The 22,008-nt window shown below is 70.2% G+C and carries 20 protein-coding genes; 6 read left to right on the top strand and 14 right to left on the bottom strand.

Features of this window, described 5'->3' with window-relative positions; all coding sequences use genetic code 11:
• Positions 1-46: 46 nt before the first annotated feature.
• The 7 genes from FM069_RS04855 to recQ form a co-directional block, all read right to left on the bottom strand.
• Positions 47-808, bottom strand: coding sequence for a collagen-like protein (locus FM069_RS04855; protein ID WP_143487163.1), 762 nt, complete (start codon positions 806-808; stop codon positions 47-49).
• The gene (locus tag FM069_RS04860) at positions 801-1,073 is read right to left on the bottom strand and encodes a DUF1145 domain-containing protein (RefSeq protein WP_143487164.1); all 273 of its coding nucleotides are present in this window, start codon (positions 1,071-1,073) and stop codon (positions 801-803) included. Before FM069_RS04860 ends, FM069_RS04855 begins: the two co-directional genes overlap by 8 nt.
• Before the next feature lie 176 nt (positions 1,074-1,249).
• Positions 1,250-1,699, bottom strand: a complete 450-nt coding sequence (locus tag FM069_RS04865) for an Hsp20 family protein (protein WP_143487165.1) — start codon at positions 1,697-1,699, stop codon at positions 1,250-1,252.
• A gap of 114 nt (positions 1,700-1,813) precedes the next feature.
• Complete coding sequence (locus FM069_RS04870) at positions 1,814-4,228, bottom strand: FimV/HubP family polar landmark protein (protein ID WP_233281984.1); 2,415 nt, start codon at positions 4,226-4,228, stop codon at positions 1,814-1,816.
• Between the two features lie 322 nt (positions 4,229-4,550).
• Positions 4,551-4,985 (bottom strand): MarR family transcriptional regulator, encoded by a 435-nt coding sequence (locus FM069_RS04875; protein WP_143487166.1) that lies wholly within the window; start codon positions 4,983-4,985, stop codon positions 4,551-4,553.
• 82 nt (positions 4,986-5,067) lie between these two features.
• Entirely contained in the window at positions 5,068-6,111 is a 1,044-nt protein-coding gene (locus tag FM069_RS04880) for a DUF2804 domain-containing protein (protein WP_143487167.1), read from the bottom strand.
• 220 nt (positions 6,112-6,331) lie between these two features.
• Positions 6,332-8,464, bottom strand: a complete 2,133-nt coding sequence (gene recQ, locus FM069_RS04885) for a DNA helicase RecQ (RefSeq protein ID WP_143487168.1) — start codon at positions 8,462-8,464, stop codon at positions 6,332-6,334.
• Between the two features lie 144 nt (positions 8,465-8,608).
• Here recQ and FM069_RS04890 point away from each other — a divergent pair, with 144 nt between their 5' ends.
• Positions 8,609-9,196, top strand: coding sequence for a UPF0149 family protein (locus FM069_RS04890; RefSeq protein ID WP_143487169.1), 588 nt, complete (start codon positions 8,609-8,611; stop codon positions 9,194-9,196).
• Between the two features lie 6 nt (positions 9,197-9,202).
• Positions 9,203-9,625, top strand: coding sequence for a YbaN family protein (locus tag FM069_RS04895; RefSeq protein WP_143487170.1), 423 nt, complete (start codon positions 9,203-9,205; stop codon positions 9,623-9,625).
• 31 nt (positions 9,626-9,656) lie between these two features.
• Here the strand turns inward: FM069_RS04895 and FM069_RS04900 are convergent, their stop codons facing one another.
• Positions 9,657-10,280: a tRNA-uridine aminocarboxypropyltransferase gene (locus FM069_RS04900; RefSeq protein ID WP_143487171.1), complete on the bottom strand. Its 624-nt coding sequence runs from the start codon at positions 10,278-10,280 to the stop codon at positions 9,657-9,659.
• The gene (locus tag FM069_RS04905; protein ID WP_143487172.1) at positions 10,270-11,163 is read right to left on the bottom strand and encodes a LysR family transcriptional regulator; all 894 of its coding nucleotides are present in this window, start codon (positions 11,161-11,163) and stop codon (positions 10,270-10,272) included. Before FM069_RS04905 ends, FM069_RS04900 begins: the two co-directional genes overlap by 11 nt.
• 162 nt (positions 11,164-11,325) lie before the next feature.
• On the opposite strand from FM069_RS04905, the gene speB reads away from it, so the two are divergent.
• The 3 genes from speB (at position 11,326) to FM069_RS04920 (ending at position 15,543) form a co-directional block, all read left to right on the top strand.
• The gene (gene speB, locus FM069_RS04910; protein ID WP_143487173.1) at positions 11,326-12,276 is read left to right on the top strand and encodes an agmatinase; all 951 of its coding nucleotides are present in this window, start codon (positions 11,326-11,328) and stop codon (positions 12,274-12,276) included.
• 209 nt (positions 12,277-12,485) lie between these two features.
• Complete coding sequence (locus FM069_RS04915; RefSeq protein ID WP_143487174.1) at positions 12,486-13,865, top strand: sodium:solute symporter; 1,380 nt, start codon at positions 12,486-12,488, stop codon at positions 13,863-13,865.
• Positions 13,866-13,938: 73 nt separating this feature from the next.
• A complete protein-coding gene (locus FM069_RS04920) occupies positions 13,939-15,543 on the top strand; it encodes a 5-guanidino-2-oxopentanoate decarboxylase (protein WP_143487175.1) in 1,605 nt (534 codons plus the stop codon).
• Between the two features lie 41 nt (positions 15,544-15,584).
• Here FM069_RS04920 and FM069_RS22125 read toward each other — a convergent pair whose 3' ends face one another.
• From FM069_RS22125 to FM069_RS04935, 4 genes are all read right to left on the bottom strand, one after another.
• Positions 15,585-15,713, bottom strand: coding sequence for a PA1414 family protein (locus FM069_RS22125; RefSeq protein ID WP_325063564.1), 129 nt, complete (start codon positions 15,711-15,713; stop codon positions 15,585-15,587).
• Positions 15,714-15,880: 167 nt separating this feature from the next.
• Positions 15,881-17,143: a PQQ-dependent sugar dehydrogenase gene (locus FM069_RS04925; protein WP_143487176.1), complete on the bottom strand. Its 1,263-nt coding sequence runs from the start codon at positions 17,141-17,143 to the stop codon at positions 15,881-15,883.
• Between the two features lie 77 nt (positions 17,144-17,220).
• Entirely contained in the window at positions 17,221-19,293 is a 2,073-nt protein-coding gene (locus tag FM069_RS04930; protein ID WP_143487177.1) for a TonB-dependent receptor family protein, read from the bottom strand.
• Positions 19,294-19,369: 76 nt separating this feature from the next.
• Positions 19,370-19,993, bottom strand: coding sequence for a cysteine hydrolase family protein (locus tag FM069_RS04935; RefSeq protein WP_143487178.1), 624 nt, complete (start codon positions 19,991-19,993; stop codon positions 19,370-19,372).
• A gap of 122 nt (positions 19,994-20,115) precedes the next feature.
• On the opposite strand from FM069_RS04935, the gene FM069_RS04940 reads away from it, so the two are divergent.
• Positions 20,116-21,066, top strand: coding sequence for a helix-turn-helix domain-containing protein (locus FM069_RS04940; RefSeq protein WP_218570284.1), 951 nt, complete (start codon positions 20,116-20,118; stop codon positions 21,064-21,066).
• Here the strand turns inward: FM069_RS04940 and ptrR are convergent.
• Positions 21,054-21,923 carry a putrescine utilization regulator PtrR gene (gene ptrR / locus FM069_RS04945; RefSeq protein ID WP_143487179.1) on the bottom strand — a complete coding sequence of 290 codons (870 nt, stop codon included), beginning with the start codon at positions 21,921-21,923 and terminating at the stop codon, positions 21,054-21,056. The genes FM069_RS04940 and ptrR overlap by 13 nt on opposite strands.
• Positions 21,924-22,008: the final 85 nt, after the last annotated feature.

Below are 22,008 nucleotides of genomic sequence, written 5' to 3' on the forward strand. Positions count from 1 at the left end.
GCCCGCCATGACCTCGCCGGTAGGGTGGCGCAGGAACCGTGAAGCGCTAGAAGCGCACCACGTCCACCGCGCCGGGCACGCCCGGCAAGCCCGCCCGACCGGCGCCACCGGGACGCCCGTCGTGGCCGGCGGCGGTACCGTAGATCCAGCAGCCCTTGGCGGCGCCGCCCTTACCGGGCTGGCCGCCCTCCCCGGCCGGCCCAGCGCTGCCACCGTCCACCTGGGCGGACAGCCGCTCCACCGGGAAATCCCGCGGGACCTCGAGACGCAGCCGACCGCCGGGCCCGCCGTTATGGCCGTCGCCACCGTCCTGGCCGTTGGCGCCCCGGCTGGCACGGCCCCACAGGCAGCCGCCGGACTCGCCGTAGGCGCCGTCCAGCCCGGCATAGCCCGGAGCGCCGGCACCACCGCGCAGGTCGACGGTCAGGTCGGCCACGTCCACCCGGTGCAGGCGCAGGTCCAGCACCCGGCCACCGCCAGCGTAGTGACGCGGCGTACCGGCCTGGCCGCGGCCGGCGATCCGACTGCCAGGGCCGATCTCGCCCTGCTTCACCTCCAGCAGGAAGGTGTCGTCACCCGGGGCGATGCCGATGAACGCGCCCTCGCCCAGGCGCAGCTCTTCCACGTGCAGCTCCCGCACCCGCGCGGGGATCAGCAGGCTGGCGCGCTCGGCCACCTCCAGCCGCTGCAGGAACACCACGCCGTCCGCGCCCGCCAGGCGCAGCAGGTGATTGGGCTCGACGCTGATCTCGCTGGCGGCCTGGGCCAGCGGTGCGCAACAGGCCAGCAACAGAAGCAACCTATGCATGGTCGGCTCCGCGGCCGTTACGCAGGGTGAACAGGTGGAAGATGCCGAACAGCAGCACTTGAAAGCGCTGCAGGGTGGGGTTGGGGTGTTGGCGCAGCGTCTCGCGGAACAGCAGCAGCTCGAGGCCGTGGACCAGGAACACCAGGCCGGCGCAGAACGACACCAGCAGGTCGAACGGCTTGGCGAACGGCGCCAGCAGGTTCGCCACTACCGCGCCCCAGAACAGCAAGGCGAGCGCCTTGCCGACGAATCCGACTACCCTCATCGCCCCAACCCTCCGAAAACGTGAAATCGCGCCGGCCCGCGTGGGAGCCGATTCTCGTGCTGGCGAACCTTAGCGTTCCCGGGGCGATCCTGCCAAGGGCGGCCCGCAAACGAAAACGCCCCGAACGGGTCGGGGCGTCTGTTTCGGCGAGGGGCCCGCAGCGCGGGCCCGGGCTGTCAGTGCTCCAGCGCGGGGCGCTGCTGGCCGCCGATGGGGATGCGCTTCGGCTTGGCCTCTTCCGGCACGCTGCGCAGCAGGTCGATGTGCAACAGGCCGTTCTGCAGGCCCGCGTTCTGCACTTCGATGTGGTCCGCGAGGCGGAAGGACAGCTTGAACGCGCGCTGGGCGATGCCCTGGTGCAGGAAGGTCACGCCCTCGGGGGTCTTCTCGCGCTTGCCACCGCTCACGGTCAACACGCCGCGCTCGACCTGCAACTCGAGGTCTTCTTCCTGGAAACCCGCCGCCGCGATCACGATGCGGTACTGGTCATCACCGTGCTTCTCGACGTTGTAGGGCGGGTAGGAACTGCCAGCCTCGTTGCGCAGGGCGGACTCGAACAGGTCGTTGAACCGGTCAAAGCCCACGGAATGACGGAACAGGGGGGCAAGGGAAAATGCAGTGCTCATGAAAATTCTCCTGGATTTCAGCGAGTGGTTGGATCCGGGACCCGCTAGCGGCGTCCCACAGTCCCAGAGATAGGGATGACCCAACGGCTTTCAAGCACTGCCGCGAAAATTTTTTCAGGCGATCCGTGCGAGCAGTTCGCGCGCCTGGCGACGCGCCCGGTCATCCCCCTCACTGATCACCTCGTCGAGGATCTCGCAGGCACTCTGCATGTCGCCCTGCTCGATGTAGGCCAGCGCCTGGTTCAGTTTCGACAGGTGCTCGCGGTTGCCCGCCAGGTGATCGAGGTCCACGTCCAGCGGCGCCTCCGGGGGCGTCGAGACATCCTCCACCTGGTCGAGGAACGACGGCTCCGCCGGCGCCCCGGCCAGCTCGGCGAAGGAGCCGAACTCGTCTACGTGGGCGACGTCCAGTTCCAGCACCTCGGGGAGCGCCTGCAAGTTGGAGGAGAACTCGGCGTCGAAAGCCGCCGCCTCCTCTTCCGCCGCCACCCGCGCGCTGACCTTGCGGGCCGGGGTGGCCGGTTCGAAGGGGCTGACCAGGTCCCAGTCCGCATCCAGAGACAGGTCGTCCAGGTTGAGCTGGAAGTCGTCGGGCTCCGCTTCATCGACCCGCGCCCGCGCGGGCGGCGATACCGGAGCCAGGGGCTCGGCAGGCAACGGGGCGGGCGCCTCGGCAAGGGGCGTGGACACCGCCTCGGCGCCCTCGGCCTCGAGATCGAGGAATAGCTCGTCGAAGGGATCGGGCACGACTGCCGCGTCGACCAGGGGCATTGCCCCGGCAGCCACCCGGCTCATGGCCGGGTAGCGCGCCTTGATGCGGCCCAGGGCCTGCGGATCGCCATGGCGCGCCAGCAGATTGGTCTCTTCCTCGGCGAACGCGGGCGCATCTCCCAGCTCGCCGAGGACTTCCAGCAGGCGCAGGCGCAGGTCGAGCCGCTGCGGTTCGCGCTCGATGGCCTGGACCAGCGCGCTGCGCGCCTCGCCGAACCGGCCGTAGGCGATATAGATGTTGGCACCCTCCAGGGCATCGCTGGCGATGACAGGTGACCTGGGCGGCACCGGAGGCCGCACGATGGTGGCCTGGGGCGTCACCGGCACGTCCGGATCGAGGGGTTGAACCGGGAGCGCTTCCACCTGCAGCACCTGCATCGGTTCGGCCGGCGGCGGCGTGGGCAGTGGCTCCCGCACACGCTGGGCGGGCCGCCGGCGACGCAGGTAGAAGGCCAGCAGCACCAGGAACAGCAGCGCCAGGCCGACCGCCAGCAGCGACAGTAGGTTGCCCAGCCGCTCGGGCTCCTCGTCCACGGCAGGCGCAGGCGGCTGGGAGGCCGCCGCGGGAGCGATGGAGGTGTCCGCAGCAGGCTCATCCACGCCGCCGAGTACAGGCGTGCCCGTAGCGTCCGTCGCAGGGGTCGCCACCGGCACCGGAGCGCTCGCCGAATCCGCGGAACCGGAATCCGGCGCGGTCAGTGTGGCGGCGTCATTGGCGGCGGGCTGCTCCGCCAGCTGCGCCTGCAGTTCGCCGACCTGGTGGTCCTTGCGGGTAACCTGCTGCTGCAACTGTTCCAGCTTGAGCTGGAGTTCGAGGATGTCCTTGCGCAGTTGCAGGCGCTCTTTCTCGCTGTCGGCCAGCTGCTGCTCCACGCGGCGCTGTACCTCGGCCATCTGGGCGGCGTTGAGGGGAACGGCCGCGGCACCCGGGTCCGCGGCCGGGGTGGCCATGACCGGCGTAGACGGCACCGTTCCGGCGGACGACGGTGGGACGGACGCCGGAGATACCGGCTGGCCTTGGACGACGGTGCTGGCGGTGGCGCTGTCCGGCAGCAACAGCGACTCGCCCGCCCGCAGCCGGTGGCTGTCGCCGCCGACGAAGGCCTGGGGATTGAGGGCGAGGATGCCGTCACGCATCAGGCGCTGGGCGGTGCCGTCCGCAGAGCCGGCGAACCGCTTGGCGATCAGCCAGAGGCTGTCCCCCGAGGCGACCGTGTAGCGCTTGCCCTGGGCCGCCGGCGGTGCCGGCCGGGGAGCGCTGTCGGCGCGCTTCGCCGGCGGCGAGACAATGCGCCGCTCGGCACTGGCGGACGCGCGCTCGGCGGCCGGTGCGGCGGCAATGCGCGAGCCGGGCGGCAGCGGGTCGAGGGGATCGAGGAGAACGGTGAATTCCCGCAGCAGGCGGCCGTTGGGCCGCACCACTTCGATGATGAAATTCAGGTAGGGCTCGCGCACCGGTCGGCTGGACACCACATGGATGCGGTTGTCGCCCTTGCGCAGGACGGGGGTGAAGCGCAGGTCGTTGAGGAACGCCACGCGGTCGACACCGGAACGCTGGTAGGCCTCTTCCGGCGCCAGGCCCACGTGGATGTCGCTGCTGTCCAGGTCGCCGACTTCCAGCAACTGGATGTCGGCGACCAGGGGCTGGTTGAGTGCGGAATGCAAGGTGATGTCGCCGAGGCCGATGGCCGACGCCAGCGCCGGGTGGAGGCCGCAGGCGGTCGCCAGGGTCAGCAGCAGAGTTCTAACGTGAGCCATGGAGTCCCCTCGTTCATGCCGGCTCTAACGCCGCAGCCCCTTCTCTTGCGAGACGTACGCATCCTTGGCGGGGCCCTGGTGGGCGTGGCAAAAACCGTTCAGTCGGTCCACCGTCCCTGAAGGGCCGGCTGAAGTGAGTATGGATGCTATCGAAATGTTTGCCCGGCAGCCGCGGGGGACCGGCTCGGAAAAACGCGCCTAGCATACGCGACCGTGGGTGCAAAGCGCCATAAATCCGCTTTGCAATGGCCATCACAGAATAATTGACGATTTTCTGGCGCCAGGGTTCGGATCGGCGCCACGCTGGAACCAAGAGGCAGGATCAGAGCTTGGCCAGGTTGCCGAGGATGCGCGCATGGACCTGCTGGCACCCGCGCAGCTCTTCGTCGCCGATCCCGGCGAACAGTTCGCTGCGCAGTTGGGTGGAGATCGCCTCGATCCGCTCGATCAGGGGCCGCGCCTCGGGCTGCAGCGCCACCTTCTTCGCCCGCCGGTCTTCGGCGACCGCCTGGCGCATCACCAGGCCCTGGGCTTCCAGGCCGTCCAGCAGTCGGGCCAGGGTCGGCCCTTCCACTCCTACGCTCTGGGCCAGCTCCCGCTGAGTGGGCAACTGTTCGAAGCGGGCCAGGTGCAGGAGCACCAGCCAGCGCGCCTGGGAGAGGCCGAGGTCGGCGAGACGGCGATCCAGTTCGCCACGCCAGCCACGGGAAAGCTGGGCGAGCTGCATGGCGAAACGGTGTTGGTCGAGATAAGACATGAGGCTGATCCGCACACAAGTTCTAATTATTAGGCTGCTAATCATAGCCATTTATAACGAACGGGGGGTGCGGCAAATTCACTCACCATTTGGCGTAGTGGTCCTCGACGAACCCCCACAGCCCGTCGATCGAGACCGAAGGTCGGCCGCGAGGGCGCAGGGTACCGTGGAAGCGACCGAAGACCTGGCGGAAGTGGCTGGCCATGATCAGCAGATCGAGGCGCTCCCGGTGCAGGCCCACGCCCTGGAAGGTCAGCTCCACCTGACCGTCGAAGGACGTAATGGTCCAGGGTTGCAGGGGGTCGTCGCGGTCGAAGCGGAACGCCACGCTGTCCACCTTGATCAGTTCGCCGTCCAGCCAGAAGCAGTTCTCGGTGAAGCTGGTCTCGTTCACCCCGCAGGCCAGGTTCAACCCGACCCGCCGGCCGTCCACCCAGCCCGACAGGCAGGCCCAGCGCCAGCAGGTCTCCGGGCGCATGAAGCCGGCGCTCCAGTCGTGATGGGCGAAGGTGTCGAGGGTCGCCAGGTCGAATCGCCCCAACGGGCCGCTCACTTCGCCATGGCAGCGCACCCCGGCCACCTTGCGGGCGAAGGTCCAGCCCGTGCTGGCCACCGGCGTGCAGATGCACAAGGGTTGGAAGGGCCGGGCCGCCTCGCCCTCCCCGGCCTCGTCGGCGGCTTCGCGGAAGGACGCGTCCAGCACCAGGCCGTCGTCCAGCTCGACCCGGACGCGGCGCAGGCCCTCGTCGGCCCGGTTTTCCAGGCGCAGGTGGTTGCGCCCCCGGCGGAACGTGCAGACCCCGTCGTCCGGGGCCTGGCTGAAGCGGCTGCCGAGGCCCAGCGGCGCCTTGAAGCGGCGCTCCAGCAACCGTCCGCTGGGCGGATGGTAGAGGTAGACGAAGGCGATGCTCACCAGGCTCAGGTGGGCCAGGGCGCAACCGCCGATCAACTGCTCGCCCATCAACCCGAAATACTGGAACTGGTGGAAACGCCGCCATTTCGCCAGGGCGCCGAGGCGGCGGCCCATGGGCGAGCGGAAATCGAAATCGCGGTAATTGATGAGGGCGGGACTGTGGGGAAACAGGCCGTAGCAGGGCTGGCCGTCGGCCTGGATCAGACGCTCCATGGAAGGCTCCGGGATCGGCGAAAGGAAGACCTGGCCGGCGAGCGCAGGGCATGCAGCGCAACGGCCATTGATCCTGCGCCCCTGGACGCTCACCCTCTACCGCTCCGAGTCGGCGCGGCGCCGGGTGCAGGTTCCGGCAGAGCCTAGCAGCGCGGCCCGCGGGCGGCAGCGACGCGCGGCGCCATCCCGGGCGACCGAATCGGCCACCCGCAGGCGCGCATCAGGTTTCCAGTTCGGCGCGCAGGGCGGCGCGCACGCAGTGCAGCACCCCCTCCGGCACGCGGGTGCCGAAGCGCTCGGCGATCGCCGCCACTGGCGGCAGTTCGCCCTCGCCGTCGAGGAAGGCGTCCTGGACTTCCATCAGCAGCTCGTCCGGCAGGTCCAGCGCCTGATCGAGGCTCAGCTGCTGGCTGCCGATGGCGTCCGCCAGCAGGGTGTAGACGTTCTTCTCGCTGCAGGACAGCTGGCTGGCGATCTGCGTCGGGGTCATGCCGGCCCGCGCCAGGCTGATCAGCTCGTGGCGCAGGTCGGTGGCCTGGCGTGGCGCCTCCGCCGGTTCCTGGCCGTTGAGCACCTCGAGGAAGGCGGCGCCGTAGCGCTCCAGCTTGCGCGCGCCGACGCCACTGACCCCGGCCAGGTCGGCCAGGGAACGCGGCTGGCTGCGCAGCATTTCCAGCAGGGTGGCGTCCGGGAAGATGACGTAGGGCGGCACGCTGTGCTCTTCGGCCAGCTTGCGCCGCAGGGTGCGCAAGGCCTCCCAGGTCTGCCGCTCCTCGCCGCGCACGAGCTGGCTGGCGGGGCTCTTGCCGCCGCTGCGGGCCTGCTGCGGCTTCAGGTCGCGGCGCAGTTCCAGGGTCACTTCGCCACGCAGCAACGGCCGGCAGTGCTCGGACAGGCGCAGGCCGCCGAACCCTTCCAGGTCGACGTCGGCGAGACCGCGGGCCACCAATTGGCGGAACAGCGAGCGCCACTCCGCCTCGCTCAGGTGCTTGCCGACACCGAACAGCGCCAGGCGCTGGTGGCCCGGCGCACGGATCTTCTCGTTGTCACGCCCCAGCAGGATGTCCACCAGATGCCCCACGCCGTAGCGCTGGCCGCTGCGGTAGATGGCGGACAGGGCCTGGCGCGCGGGCTCGGTGGCGTCCCAGGTCTGCACCCCGTCCACGCAGTTGTCGCAATGGCCGCAAGGCTCGGGCAGCACCTCGTCGAAATAGGCCAGCAGCGTCTGCCGGCGGCAGCGGGTCTCCTCGCAGAGGGCCAGCATGGCATCCAGCTTGTGCTGCTCCACGCGCTTGTGGCGCTCGTCGCCTTCGGACTGGCTGAGCATCTGCTTGAGGAAGATCACGTCCTGCAGCCCGTAGGCCATCCAGGCGTCCGCCGGCAGGCCGTCGCGGCCGGCGCGACCGGTCTCCTGGTAGTAGGCCTCCAGGGACTTGGGCAGGTCGAGGTGGGCGACGAAGCGCACGTTGGGCTTGTCGATGCCCATGCCGAAGGCGATGGTGGCCACCATGATCAGCCCTTCCTCATTGAGGAAGCGCCGCTGGTGGTGGGCGCGCAGCTCGGCGGGCAGGCCCGCGTGGTAGGGCAGCGCCGGGAAACCCTGCTCGCTGAGGAACGCCGCCACGTCGTCCACTTTCTTGCGCGACATGCAGTAGACGATCCCGGCATCGCCCCGGCGCTCGGCGAGGAAGCCCAGCAGCTGCTTGCGCGGCTGCTCCTTGGGGACGATGCGGTAGAAGATGTTCGGCCGGTCGAAGCTGGACAGGAAGCGTTCGGCATCCTCCAGGTGCAGGCGCTGGACGATTTCCTCGCGGGTGCGCTTGTCCGCGGTGGCGGTCAGGGCCAGGCGCGGGACCTGGGGGAAGGTCTCCGCCAGTTGGCCGAGCTGCAGGTATTCCGGACGGAAGTCGTGGCCCCACTGGGACACGCAATGGGCCTCGTCGATGGCGAACAGCGCCAGGGGCAGCTGTTCCAGGAAGGCCAGCATGCGTGGCTGCACCAGGCGCTCCGGGGCGAGGTAGAGCAGCTTGATCTCGCCGCGGCGAATGCGCGCCGCGATGTCCCGCTGCTCGTCGGCGCCCAGGGTGGAGTTCAGCGCCACCGCCGCTACCCCCAGTTCGTCGAGGGTGGCCACCTGGTCTTCCATCAGCGCGATCAGCGGCGATACCACCACCGCCAGGCCGTCCCGCAGCAGCGCCGGCACCTGGTAGCACAGCGACTTGCCGCCGCCCGTGGGCATCAGCACCAGGGCATCGCCGCCGCTCGCCACGCGCTCGATGATCGCCGCCTGGTTGCCGCGGAACGCGTCATAGCCGAAAACGTCCTTGAGGATGCCTAGTGCCTGGTCGAGCATGCCGATCTCCGTAAACGAGTCGGGCAGTATACCGACCCGACTCCCACCTTTCAGCGCGGCGGACCGATGGCCCGCCCGCGGTAGCCGCCGGGGGCACGCTGGACTAGAATCCCCCACTGTTTTCTCTCCCAGGGTAAGCCCACGATGTCCTTTGCCGAGCAACTCTCCCGTCTGCAAGCCTTCCTCGACGCCGACGACCTGCACGAGGAAGCCCTGGACTACGTGGCCGCCCACGGCTACCTGACCGCCCTGGCGATCTGCCCGGAACCGGTGCCGGACCGCGAGTGGATCGACGCGCTGTTCGCCGAGCCGCCGCACTACCGCGACGACGCCCAGCGCGCCGACATCGAAGACGCCCTGGTGCAGCTCAAGGCCCACATCGCCCGCCAGCTGGCCAGCGACGACCAGCCGGAAGTGCCCTGCGACCTGGACCTGGGCGAGGAACCCGACGACTCCGACCTGCGCGGCTGGTGCATCGGTTTCATGGAAGGGGTGTTCCTGCGCGAGGCGGTGTGGTTCGAAGACGCCGAGGACGAAGTCAGCGAGCTGCTGCTGCCGATCATGGTGGGCTCCGGCCTGTTTGACGAACAGCCCGAGTTCGCCGAGATCGCCCAGGACCGCGACCTGGCCGACAGCATGGTGGAGCAGATTCCCGAACTGCTCACCGCGCTCTTCCTGCTCTGCCAGGCCCCCGAGGAAAAGCCCGCCCTGCTCAAACCCCGTCACCCCTGACGGGCGATGGCGCGCCGGGACATCCGCCAGGTCCGCCACCCGGCGGTGCGCTACGCGCTGCTGACGGCAGGCTGGCTGAGCGTCGCCCTGGGGGTGCTGGGGATTTTCCTGCCGGTGTTGCCCACCACCCCGTTCCTGCTACTGGCCGCCGCCTGCTTCGCCCGCAGTTCCCGACGTTTCTATGACTGGCTGGTGGAGCATCCGCGCCTCGGCCCGTGGATCCGCGACTACCTGGAGGGCAACGGCATCCCGCTCAAGGGCAAGGTCTACGCCCTGGGGCTGATGTGGGCGAGCATCGCCCTGTCCTGCTACCTGGTGCCAAGCCCCTGGGCCCGCGGTTTCATGCTGACCAGTGGGGTCTGCGTCAGCGTCTACCTCCTGCGGCAGAAGACCCTGCCGCCCCGGCCCGGCGGCTCCCGCACCGGCTGATGCCTCCCCGTCCTCTCCAACCGCCCCGGCCCTACCCGGGCCAGTGATTGCGTCGGTAGGTCGCCTCGCCCATGGCCGCCACCTGGCCATCGATCAGCGCCTCGAACGGCCGCAGCAACGCATCGAAGCACGCGGGCGCTTCCAGGATGTTCAAGGCCTGGACGATGGCCTCGAGGGTGGACAGCGCACCGGCCATGGGCGCCTTGCGCAGGCGATAGCGGGACACCCCGCCCTCCGGCAGCGTCGCCCGGGGCAGCGCCGCCAGGGCCGGGTTCAGGTGCAGCAGCTTGCGCGCCTTGCGCCAGGTGCCATCGGGTACCACCAGGGTCAGCGGTCCCATGGCATCCGCCGCCAGTTCCGCCAGGGGCCGGGCGCCCTCCCCGGGGAACAGCAGGCAGGCCGGCGGCGAAGGTGGGGCGAGCCAGGCGTCCAGCTCGTCGAACCGCTCGCCGATCCGCAAGTCCGCCCGGACCAGGCCCAGGGCCGCCAGGCGCGCGGTGTTCAGGGCATGGGCGGTCTCGCTGGGGTGTTGCAGGATCAGCAACCGGGTGTGGCTGTCCAGGCGCGGGATCAGCGGGCACAGGCAGTGGCCCGCCGGCCGCTGGCAACGGGGACAGCGGGTCCGGGACGGGCGCGGGGAAGGCTCAGCCGCCATTCATCTGGGCCCTCAGGCGATCGCGGAAGGTCTGCAGCAACGGTTCCCGGGCGCGGCCACGGCGCAGGATCAGGGAGAACGGCGCCTGGTAGCCGAAGGTGGCCGGCAGCAGCACCCGCAGGCGGCCGGCGTCGACCCAGGGCTGCGCGTAGTGCTCCGGCAGGTAGCCGATGTAGGCCCCGGACAACACCAGGATCAGCTGCGCCTCCATGCTTTCCACGGTCGCCGCGCTGTGCTTGAAACCGTGCCGCGCCAGCTCGGACTGGCTCCAGTAGCCGCGCCCCACCATGCGCTGCTCAGTGATCAACTCCGCGGCGACGCGGCGCTCGGCGAACAGCGGGTGGCGGTCGCTGCAGTACAGCCAGTGCTGTTCCCGGTACAGCGGCTGGTAGAGCAGGCCGTTCATCCGAGTGGAGAAGGCGCCGATGGCCAGGTCCAGGCGGTTCTCCAGCACCCCCAGCTGCAACTCGTAGGGGCTCATCACCGACAGGTGCAGGTGCACCGCCGCGTACTCCCGGCTGTAGGCGCCGATGGCGTCGGGCAGCGGCAGTTTGGGGTCGCTGACGGTGGAATCCAGCACCCCCAGGTTGAGGGTGCCGCGCAGCTCGCCGGTGAGGGCTGCCGCGTAGCGCTGGAAGCCTTCCAGCTCCCCCAGCAGGCGCAGGGTCTCCTGGTGGAACAGCTCGCCCTTGCTGGTCAGGCTGAACCCGCCGCGCCCGCGGTGGCAGAGGCCGATGCCCAGCTGGCTCTCCAGCTGGCTCATGTAGGTGCTGATGGCCGAGGTGGACAGGTTCAGCTCCTGCTGGGCGGCGGCGAAGCCCTGGTGGCGCACCACGCTGGCGAAGATCCGCAACAGCTTGAGGTCGGGCATGGCGGTGGACATGGAGGCTCCGGCGAGCAGCGACGGCGTCCGGCAGTGTAACCGTCGGGGATAGTTTAGAAATCCCTGAACTGATTATTTGCCGCCAGGGATTCTTCCCCTCCCCGCGCCGCCAGCAGAATCGGGCCGACTTCTATTACAACCAGAACAACCGTGAGGCCCGCCGTGGACAAGATCCTGCACCAGCCCCTGGGCGGCAACGACATGCCCCGCTTCGGCGGCATCGCCACCATGCTCCGCCTGCCCCATCTCCCCTCCCCGGCCGGCCTGGACGCCGCCTTCGTCGGCGTGCCCCTGGACATCGGCACCTCGCTGCGCTCCGGAACCCGCTTCGGCCCGCGGGAAATCCGCGCCGAATCGGTGATGATCCGCCCCTACAACATGGCCACTGGCGCCGCGCCCTTCGACTCCCTGTCGGTGGCGGACATTGGCGACGTGGCGATCAACACCTTCAACCTGCTGGACGCCGTGCGGATCATCGAGGAGGCCTACGACGGCATCCTCGCGCACGGCGTGGTCCCCCTGACCCTGGGCGGCGACCACACCATCACCCTGCCGATCCTGCGGGCCATCCACAAGAAGCACGGCAAGGTCGGCCTGGTCCACGTGGACGCCCATGCCGACGTCAACGACCACATGTTCGGCGAGAAGATCGCCCACGGCACCACCTTCCGCCGTGCCGTGGAGGAAGGCCTGCTGGACTGCGACCGTGTGGTGCAGATCGGCCTGCGCGCCCAGGGCTATACCGCCGACGACTTCAACTGGAGCCGCCGCCAGGGGTTCCGCGTGGTACAGGCCGAGGAGTGCTGGCACAAATCCCTGGCCCCGCTGATGGAAGAGGTCCGCGAGAAGGTCGGGGGTGGCCCGGTGTACCTGTCCTTCGACATCGACGGCATCGACCCCGCCTGGGCGCCCGGTACCGGCACTCCGGAAGTGGGCGGGCTGACCACCATCCAGGCCATGGAGATCATCCGCGGCTGCCAGGGCCTCGACCTGATCGGCTGCGACCTGGTGGAGGTCTCGCCGCCCTACGACACCACGGGCAACACCTCGCTGCTGGGGGCCAACCTGCTCTACGAAATGCTCTGCGTGCTGCCAGGGGTGGTGCGCCGCTGAGCGCCGCCGGACTGCCGGGCCGCCACGCAGGCGCTCCGGTCGTCCCGGTTCCCCCTGCACCGATCCAAGACGACGAAACACCCCGCTCGACCGCGTCGAGACACCCGACGGCCGCGTCCGGCGCACAGCGCCGGCCCTGCGCGCGCGGCGGAACCCGGTGCGCCGCCGACGGCCACCGCGCCTGACCCACAACAAGAGAGAGAACACCCATGGCTCTGGATATCTTCGTCGTACTCATCTATGCCGCCGGCATGCTGATACTGGGCTGGTATGGCATGCGCCGGGCGCAGAACCACGAGGAATTCCTGGTGGCTGGCCGTACCCTCGGCCCGGGTTTCTACATGGGCACCATGGCCGCCACCGTGCTGGGCGGCGCCTCCACCGTGGGCACCGTGCGCCTGGGCTACGTCCACGGGATTTCCGGCTTCTGGCTGTGCGCCGCCCTGGGCGCCGGCATCCTGGTGCTCAACCTGTTCCTCGCCAAGCCGCTGCTGAAACTGCGCATCTTCACCGTCACCCAGGTGCTCGAACGCCGTTACACGGCCACCGCGCGCCAGGCCAGCGCGGTGATCATGTTCGCCTACGCGCTGATGATCGGCACGGTGTCGATCCTGGCCATCGGCACGGTGATGGAGGTGCTGTTCGGCCTGCCGTTCTGGATCTCGGTGCTGCTGGGCGGCGGCGTGGTGGTGGTGTATTCCACCGTGGGCGGCATGTGGTCCCTCACCCTGACCGACATCGTGCAGTTCATCATCAAGACCGTTGGCCTGATGTTCCTGCTGTTGCCCATCTGCCTGTACCGGGTGGGCGGCTGGGACGCTTTGGTGGCGAAGCTGCCGGCCAGCGCCTTCAGCGCCACCGCCATCGGCTACGACACCATCGCCACCTACTTCATGATCTATTTCTTCGGCATCCTCATCGGCCAGGACATCTGGCAACGGGTGTTCACCGCCCGCAGCGAAGGGGTGGCGAAGTACGCCGGCTCCGTGGCCGGGGTGTACTGCGTGCTCTACGGCCTGGTGGGGGCGCTGATCGGCATGTGCGCTCGGGTGCTGCTGCCGGACCTGGACAACGTCAACAACGCCTTCGCCGCCATCGTCCAGGCATCGCTGCCGGACGGCATCCGCGGGCTGGTGATCGCCGCCGCCCTGGCGGCCATGATGTCCACCGCCAGCGCCGGCCTGCTGGCCGCCTCCACCACCCTCACCGAAGACCTGCTGCCGCGACTGCGCAAGGGCCTGCGCCCCAGCCTGGCCCTGAGCCGCCTGGCCACCCTGCTGACCGGCTGCGCCGTGCTGGTCATCGCGCTGATCGTCAACGACGTTCTCGGCGCCCTGACCCTGGCCTACAACCTGCTGGTGGGCGGTATGCTGATCCCGCTGCTGGGCGCCATCTACTGGAAGCGCGCCTCCACCGCCGGCGCCATCGCCAGCATGACCCTGGGCTGCCTGGCGGCCCTGGCGTTCATGCTCAAGGACGGCCTGGAGGCGAACACGCCGATCTACTACAGCCTGGCGGTGGCCCTGGTGAGCTTCGTGGCGGTCAGCCTGCTGACGCCGCGCCCGCTCCCTGCCGGCAGCCCGGCCTGACGGGCCGCCCTGCCCGCCACCCGCGCCGGTGCCTCGCCACCGGCGTTCCCTTTTCCCTCACCGAGGACGACCCATGACCACCTGCGGCGAATACCTGGTCCGGCAACTCCACGCCTGGGGCGTCGACACCGTGTTCGGCATCCCCGGCGTGCATACCGTGGAGCTCTATCGGGGTCTGCCCGGCAGCGGCGTGCGGCACATCACCCCACGCCACGAACAGGGCGCCGGCTTCATGGCCGACGGCTATGCCCGGGTCAGCGGCAAACCGGGCGTGTGCTTCATCATCACCGGGCCGGGCATGACCAACATCCTCACCGCCATGGGCCAGGCCTATGCCGACTCGATCCCGCTGCTGGTGATCTCCAGCGTCAACGAGCGCGCCCGCCTCGGCCTGGGCAACGGTTACCTGCACGAGCTGCCGAACCAGCGCGCCCTGGTGGCCGGGGTCTGCGCCTTCAGCCACACCCTGCTAGGGGTGGACGAGCTGCCCGACGTGCTGGAGCGGGCCTTCGCCGTGTTCGACGGCCAGCGGCCGCGGCCGGTGCACCTGGAGCTGCCCTTGGACCTGATCACCGCCGACGCCGGCCACTTGCCGATCCGCGCCCGACGGCCCATCGCGCCGCCGGCGCCACACCCGGCGCTGCTGGACGACGCCGCCGCGCGTCTGCGGGCGGCACGCTCGCCGCTGCTGTTGCTGGGCGGCGGCTGCCGCGGCGCCGAGGCGGAGGCCCGCGCCCTGGCCGCGGCCCTGGACGCGCCCACCGCCCTGACCATCAACGCCAAGGGCCTGCTGCCCCCCGGGCATCCGCTGCTGCTGGGCAGCAATCAGTCCCTGGTGCCGGTGCGCGAGCTGGCGGCGGCCGCCGACTGCGTGCTGGCCATCGGCACCGAACTGGGGGAAACCGACTACGACGTGGTCTTCGATGGCGGCTTCCGCCTGGGCGGCGAGCTGATCCGGGTGGACATCGACCCGCAGCAGCTGGTGCGCAACCAGCGCCCGAGCCTGGCCATCCAGGGCGACGCGCGACTGGCCATGGACGGCCTGCTGACGCGACTGGAACCACGCGAGGCCCGGGACGACAGCCCGGGCGCCCGGCGCGCCGCCGGCGTACGCCAGCGACTGGCGGAAGGGTTCCAGGGTTGGGCCCACTACCGCGCGTTGTTCGAAGACATCCTCGCCGTGCTGCCTGCGGCGCGCTTCGTCGGCGACTCGACCCAGACGGTCTACAGCGGCAACCACCTGGTGGAGCTGGACGGTGCCAACCGCTGGTTCAACTCATCCACCGGCTACGGCACCCTGGGCTACGGCCTGCCCGCCGCCATCGGCGCCCACCTGGCCGACCCGGCGCGGCCCACGGTGTGCCTGATCGGCGACGGCGGCCTGCAGTTCACCCTGCCGGAACTGGCCAGCGCGGTGGAGGCGCGGGTGGGCATCGTGGTGCTGCTGTGGAACAACCGCGGCTATGGCGAGATCAAGCGCTACATGGAGCGCCGGGCTATCGAGCCGGTGGGCGTGGACATCTACACCCCGGACTTCATCGCCCTCGCCCGGGCCTTCGGCTGCGAGGCGGAACGGGCCAGGGACCGCGATCACCTGCGCCAGCTGCTGGCCGCCCTTCCTGCCGACCGGCCGCTGTTGATCGAAGTGAACGAGGCGCCGCCCTTCGCGCCGGCCTGAAACGAACGGGGCGCCTTGAAGGCGCCCCGGTAGCGAGGGAGTCAGCGACGACGCTGTCGCGCAGCGGCGCGCGCGTCGTGGCGAACGGGGATGGGTTGCAGACGAGGCGGTTCTTGAAGCCCCAGGGCCACGGATACCTGCCAGGCAAAACGACTGAGCCACGCTCTCATGATCACTCCTCACAACGACGATCGAACGGCCATGGTCGGAAGGTACCGGACGAACCGGTTCACGTGCCTTTTCAGGTCTTCCGTTTCCCTAGACTAGTCGCGTCCGGGCGCCATGGGGATGGGTGTAACCGCCACGCCGACGAAGTGCAGCCGGCGCGACAGCGGGTTCAGGGTTTGGCCTGCACCTGCCAGAGCGTGCCGCTGGCATCGTCCGCCACCAGCAATGCGCCGCTGGGCAGCACCGCCACGCCGACCGGGCGGCCGTAGACCTCGCCCTTGGCGGCATCGGCGACGAAGCCCTGGAGGAACGGCTCCGCCGGTCCCGTGGGCTTGTCGCCCTTGAAGGGCACGAAGGCCACCTGGTAGCCGGCCAGCGTCGACCGGTTCCATGAGCCATGCTGGCCGACGAACGCGCCGCCCCGGTACTTCTCCGGAAAGCGCTCCTGGTTGTAGAAGGCCAGGCCCAGGGAGGCAGTGTGGGCGCCCAGGGGCACGTCGGGTACCACCGTCTGCTGCACCAGATCGGGCCGCTGCCCCGCCAGGCGCGGGTCCTCGTGGGCGCCGAAATAGGCGTAGGGCCAGCCATAGAAGGCCCCCGGCTTGACGCTGGTGAGGTAGTCCGGAACCAGGTCGTCGCCCAGCTCGTCGCGCTCGTTCACCGCGGTCCAGAGCGTCTGGGTGCCCGGCGCCCAGGCCATGCCCACCGGGTTGCGCAGGCCGCTGGCGTAGAGCTTCTCGTGCTTGCCGTCCGGGTCGATCTCCAGGATCGCCGCCCGGCGCACCTCGTTGTCCATACCGTGTTCGGCGACGTTGCTGCCGGAGCCCACCGACACGTACAGCTTGCTGCCGTCGACGTTGGCCAGCAGGTTGCGGGTCCAGTGGTTGTTGTAGCCACCGGCGGGCAGGTCGAGGATTTTCTCCCCGTCGCCCTTGAGCTGGGTGTCCCCCGGCTTGTACGGGTAGCGCCAGACACCGTCGGTGTTGGCCACGTAGAAGCGCTCGCCGATGACCTGCATGCCCAGGGGCTTCTTCAGGTCCTTGTCGAGAAAGGTTTCCCGCACGTCGGGGCGGCCGTCGCCATCGCTATCACGGAACAGGGTGATGCGATCGGCGCTGAGCAGCGAGGTACTGGATTCGGCCACCAGCACGTCGCCGTTGGGTGTCACCAGGAGCCAGCGCGGGTTCTTCAGGTCATCCGCGTACTTGCTCACCACGAAGCCCGGCGGCGCGGTGGGCGTCTTGCCCTCGGGCCAGCCGATCACCTTGCTGCGGCGCTCCACGGAATGCTCGGGGTCCGGCGCCGGCAGCACGATCTCGCCCACGGCGGTCTGCACGCGGTCGCCCGTCGGCGCGGCGGCCAGGGCCTGGCCTGCGGCCCAGGCGGCGACCAGGCCGGCCAGGGGAGAAAGCAGCGTTCGGGGAGTCGGCATAGGGGCAAGTCCTTGGCGGGAGCGACGAAACGGTCGACCGGGGCCCGGCGACTTTAGTTCAGGCCGATCGCCACGCCTCAGAACGTCGCCTTGACCCCTGCGTACAGGGCGCGGCCGGGGCCCGGCTCATAGTAGCGACGGCTGGCGTCGTTGATCCGCAGGTTGTCCACATAGCGCCGGTCCAGCAGGTTATCGAGGCCCAGGTAGAGTTCCAGCACCTGGCCGCCCAGGCGCAGGCGCTGGCCGATGCGCAGGTTGAACAGCGCGTAGCCACCGACCCGCGCCTGGTTGCCGTCGTCGGCGTAGAGGCGGTCCACGGCGGTCATGTTGAGGCGCACGTAGCCGTCGCCGCGCTGGTACCCCAGTTCGGTGAACAGGGTCTGCCGGGGAATCCCCGCCGGGGCATTGCCGGCGTAGTCGGCGCCCGCCACCCGGTAGCGCTGGAAGCGGTAGTCGTTGTAGGCGTAGGCCGCCGCCAGGTGCCAGCCTTCGGCGAACAGCCAGTCGGCGGCCAGCTCCACCCCGTCGCGGCGGGACGCGCCGGCGTTGCGGTAAAAGTTTCGCCCTGGCTGGTCGGGCAGGCTGTAGGGCACCAGTTCGTCCTCCAGGCGCAGGCTGTAGAGGGCGGCTTCGTAGCGCAGGGTCGGCCACTCGCCCTTCAGGCCGATCTCCCGGTTCAGCGCCCGCGCCGGCTCCAGGCCCGGGTTGAAGCCGCCACCGGCGGGGTTGGCCAGCTCGTTCACCGTGGGCGTCTCGAACGAGGTGCCGAGGCGGCCATACAGCCGCTGGTGCGCGTCGAGGCGGTAGCTGAGGCCACTGCTGTAGCTCCAGTGCTCCAGATGACGCGCGCCGCCGTCGTCACCATCGCCGGGGAACCGGTCGTCCACCGCCAGCCGGATCCGGTCGTAGCGACCGCCGAGGCTGAGCAGCCAGCGCTCGCCCAGGGCGATCTGGTCCTCCAGAAACACCCCGGTGCTGGCGGCCCGCTCATCCTGGCGCAGGGTGGTGGCGCCCCGCGCGCCCTGCAGGTTGTCGTAGCGGCGACGGTCGTCCAGCTGCTGCTCCAGGTCCATCCCCGCGGTGAGCTTCTGGGGCAGGCCGAGGGCCTCGAAGCGGTGGCTGTACTGGCCACCGACGCCGGCGAAGGTGCGCTCGAAGGCGCCCTGCCCGCCGGCGGCGAAGGCCAGGCGGTTGGCGAAATCGCGGCGCCCCAGGTAACCGTGCAACTGGTAGTCGTCGCGGCCCGGCCCATTCCCGTCCCAGGTCAGTGCCAGGCGCTGCTGGCGGATCTGCTCGTCGGCGTCGAAGCGCAGGCTGTTGGGCGCCGCCTGGCGGCGGTCAGCATGGATCTGGGCGGCGGTCAGCCCGCCGGGGTCTTCGGCGCGGTTGTCGATGGCATTGAAGGTCAGGCCCAGGGTGCCGGCATCGGCGTACCAGCCCAGCTTGCCGGTGAGGCTGTTGGTTTCCGCGCGGTCGTGGTGGCGGTAGCCGTCCAGGGCGGTGGCGTTGAAGGCCAGGAGGCCCGCCAGCTGGCCCTCGCCGGCGCTCGCCTCGCCGCGCAGGCGCCGGTAACCCAGGCCACCGGCGCTGGCGTCCAGTTCGGCGCGGGGGGTGAAGGAGGGCTCGCGGGTACGGACCGACAGCACCCCGCCAGCGGCGTTGCCGTACAGGGTCGAGGCCGGCCCGCGGATCACCTCGACGCCTTCCACCAGGCCCAGGTCCAGCCCGTCCAGTTCGGTCTGGCCGTCCGGCATGGTCAGCGGGGCGCCGTCCACCCGCACTCGCACGCCCCGCACGCCGAAGTTGGCGCGGGCGCCGAAGCCACGGATCGACAGGCGCATGCCCTGGGCGAAGTTGTAGCGGTCCTGGGTGAACACCCCGGGGATCGGCGCCAGCAGGCGGTCGAGGGTCAGGTTCTGCTCGCCAGCCGCATCCGCCTCGTCCACCCGGCCGACCGCCAGCGGGTCGTCCAGCCAGGCGCTCGGGCCGCGGGTGGAGGTGATCACCAGGGGTTTCAGCACCTCCGTAGACGCGGCGGTAGGCACGGCAGCCGGCTCGGCCGCGGCCGCCGCGCCTGGCCCCGCCAGCCAGCCGCAGCCCAGCAGGCCGATCCAGGCGGGGACGGGGTGGCGCTTCCGTTTCGGGCTCATCTGCAGTCCTTTCGAAGCGGACGGGCCGCCAGGGCGACAGAAGGTGCCACAGGGGGCGCGGCGGTGGAAGGCCTCTTCAGCCCGCCTGGCCCAGGGCACGGCGGTGGGAGGCGAGGATGCCGTCGCGTTCCGCCGGCTCGCCGCGGGCCACCCGCGCGCACCAGGTCTCGGTATCCAGCACCGCGGCGAAGCCGGTGTGCTGGACCACGGTGAACACCCGGTGGATTTCCTCGGCGCTGGCACGGCCGGCGGCGTTGGCGTAGGACAGCGCGCCGGTGGCGTCGGCCAGCAGTTCCACCGTCCAGCCTTCGTGATAGGCCTGGCGCACGGTGGAGTCGTCGCAGTTGTGGGTCATGTAGCCCACCACGCTGAGGGTGTCGATGTCCCGGGCCCGCAGCCACTCGCCGAGGCCGGTGCCCGCCAGGGCGCTGGCCAGGCGCTTCTCTACCCGCAGGTCATGGGGCCGGGCGGCCACCTCCGGGTGCAGCGCGGCCATCTCGCTGCCGCGGGCGAACACCGCGGCGTCCTCGGCCTGGATGTGTTGCAGCACTACCACGGGGATGCCGGCGGCCTGGGCGGCATCCATGGCCCGCAGGATGTTGGGGAGCGACACACGGACATCGGGATACTCGATGCGCAGGTTGCCGGTGAAGTATTCGTTCTGGACGTCGATGACCAGCAGAGCACGGCGAATGGACATGGCGTGGACCTCGGTTGCATTGGAAGGGAGGCCAGTGTCGGCGACGGCCCGTCCGGCGGCGAGTGGCCCGTTTGCCATTTACCGCTATGATCGGGCCACCCTTTATCCGTACCGGATTCGCCATGTCCCCGCCCCATGTCGCCGTGGTCGCCTTCGACCGCATCAGCCCGTTCCACCTGTCGGTACCCTGCCTGGTGTTCGGCGAGCGCCGGCCCGGCGTGCCGCCCTACCGGCTCAGCGTATGCAGCGCCGAGGGGCCGCGGTTGCACACCGATGCTGGCTTCGCCCTGCTGGTGGAACATGACCTGCGGGTGCTGGAGGAGGCGCAGACGGTGATCGTGCCCAGTTGGCGCGACCCCCTGGAGCCGGCACCGCCAGCGCTGCTGGAGGCCCTGCGCGCCGCCCATGCCCGGGGCGCGCGCCTGGTGGGGCTGTGCCTGGGCGCCTTCGTGCTGGCGGAGGCCGGGCTGCTGGAGGGCCGCCGCGCCACCACCCACTGGGCCTGTGTCCAGGCGTTCGCCACGCGCTTCCCCGGAGTGCAGCTGGACGCCGACGTGCTCTACGTGGAGGACGGCCCGCTGCTGACCTCGGCCGGCACGGTGGCGGGAATCGACTGCTGCCTGCACCTGCTGCGCCAGGAATGCGGCGCGGAGGTGGCGAACCGGGTGGCCCGGCGCCTGGTGGTGCCGCCCCACCGCCAGGGCGGGCAGGCGCAATTCATCGAGCAACCGCTGCCCGCCGACACCCGCGACGATCGCCTGGCCGGGCTGCTGGACCAGGTGCGCGGGTGCCTGGACCAGCCCCACAGCCTGGACAGCCTGGCGACCCGGGCGCTGATGAGCCGGCGTACCTTCACCCGGCGCTTTCGCCGCCTCACCGGCGGCACCGTGGGCGCCTGGCTGCTGGCCGAGCGCCTGGCCCTCAGCCAGCGGCTGCTGGAGCGCACCGACCGCTCGGTGGAGGCCATCGCCGCCCTGGCCGGGTTCGGCTCGCCGGTGTCCCTGCGGCAGCATTTCGCCCGCGCCTTCGGGGTCTCCCCCAGTGCCTACCGGCAGACCTTTCAGGGCAGCTGAAGCCGCTCCCGCAGCCCGTCGCTCCAGGCCCGCAGGTTGGCGCCGGCCATGCCCTTGCGCCACATCAGCCAAGTGGTGGCCTGGCCGAAGGGCGCAGCCAGGGGGTGTACCGAGACCGCGTCCCGCGCCGGCAAGCTGTCGAGCATCGAGCGCGGCATCAGCGCCACCCCGCCGCCGGCGATCACGCAGGCCAGCATGCTGTGGTAGGACTCGATCTCCATCACCGGCCCCAGGGTGGCGCGCTGGGCGGCGAACCAGTTCTCCAGGCGTCGCCGGTAGGAGCAACGCGGGCGGAAGGTGAACAGCGGCTGCCCGGCCACGTCCCGCGCCGACCGCACCGGCGCGTGGCCAGCCTCGGTGATCAGCAGCAGTTCCTCGTCGAACAGCGCGATGCCCTCCAGTTCGCTGGACACCTCGGGACCGTCCACCAGGGCGGCGTCCAGGCGACCGGCCAGGAGCCCGTCCACCAGCTCGCCGCTGGGCAGGGTGTGCACCTGCAGGTTCACCGCCGGGTAGCGGCGGTGGTAGTGGGCGAGCATCGCCGGCAGGTGGATCGCCGCGGTGCTGTGCATGGAACCGATGACGAAGGTGCCGGCCGGCTCGCCGCCCTTGAGGGCCGCCTCCGCTTCGTCCTGCAGGGCGAACAGGCGGCTGGCATAGTCCTGCAGCACCTTGCCGGCGGGAGACAGCTGCAGGCGCTGGCGCTCCCGGAGGAACAGCGCCACCCCCAGCCGTTCCTCCAGTTGGCGCAGGCGAGTCGACAGGTTGGACGGCACGCGATTAAGGCGCAGCGCCGCCTTGGCGATGGAGCCTTCCTCGGCAACCGCCTGGAAGATCCGCAACTGACTGAATTCCACGGCTTCACCCTTCTCTAAAACCGAACGAGTCGTTCTTTATTATTCGGTATTGAAGAACGGTGCAAGCCCTTACGGTAATGGACGA

Source organism: Pseudomonas mangiferae, assembly GCF_007109405.1.
Lineage (GTDB): Bacteria > Pseudomonadota > Gammaproteobacteria > Pseudomonadales > Pseudomonadaceae > Pseudomonas_T > Pseudomonas_T mangiferae.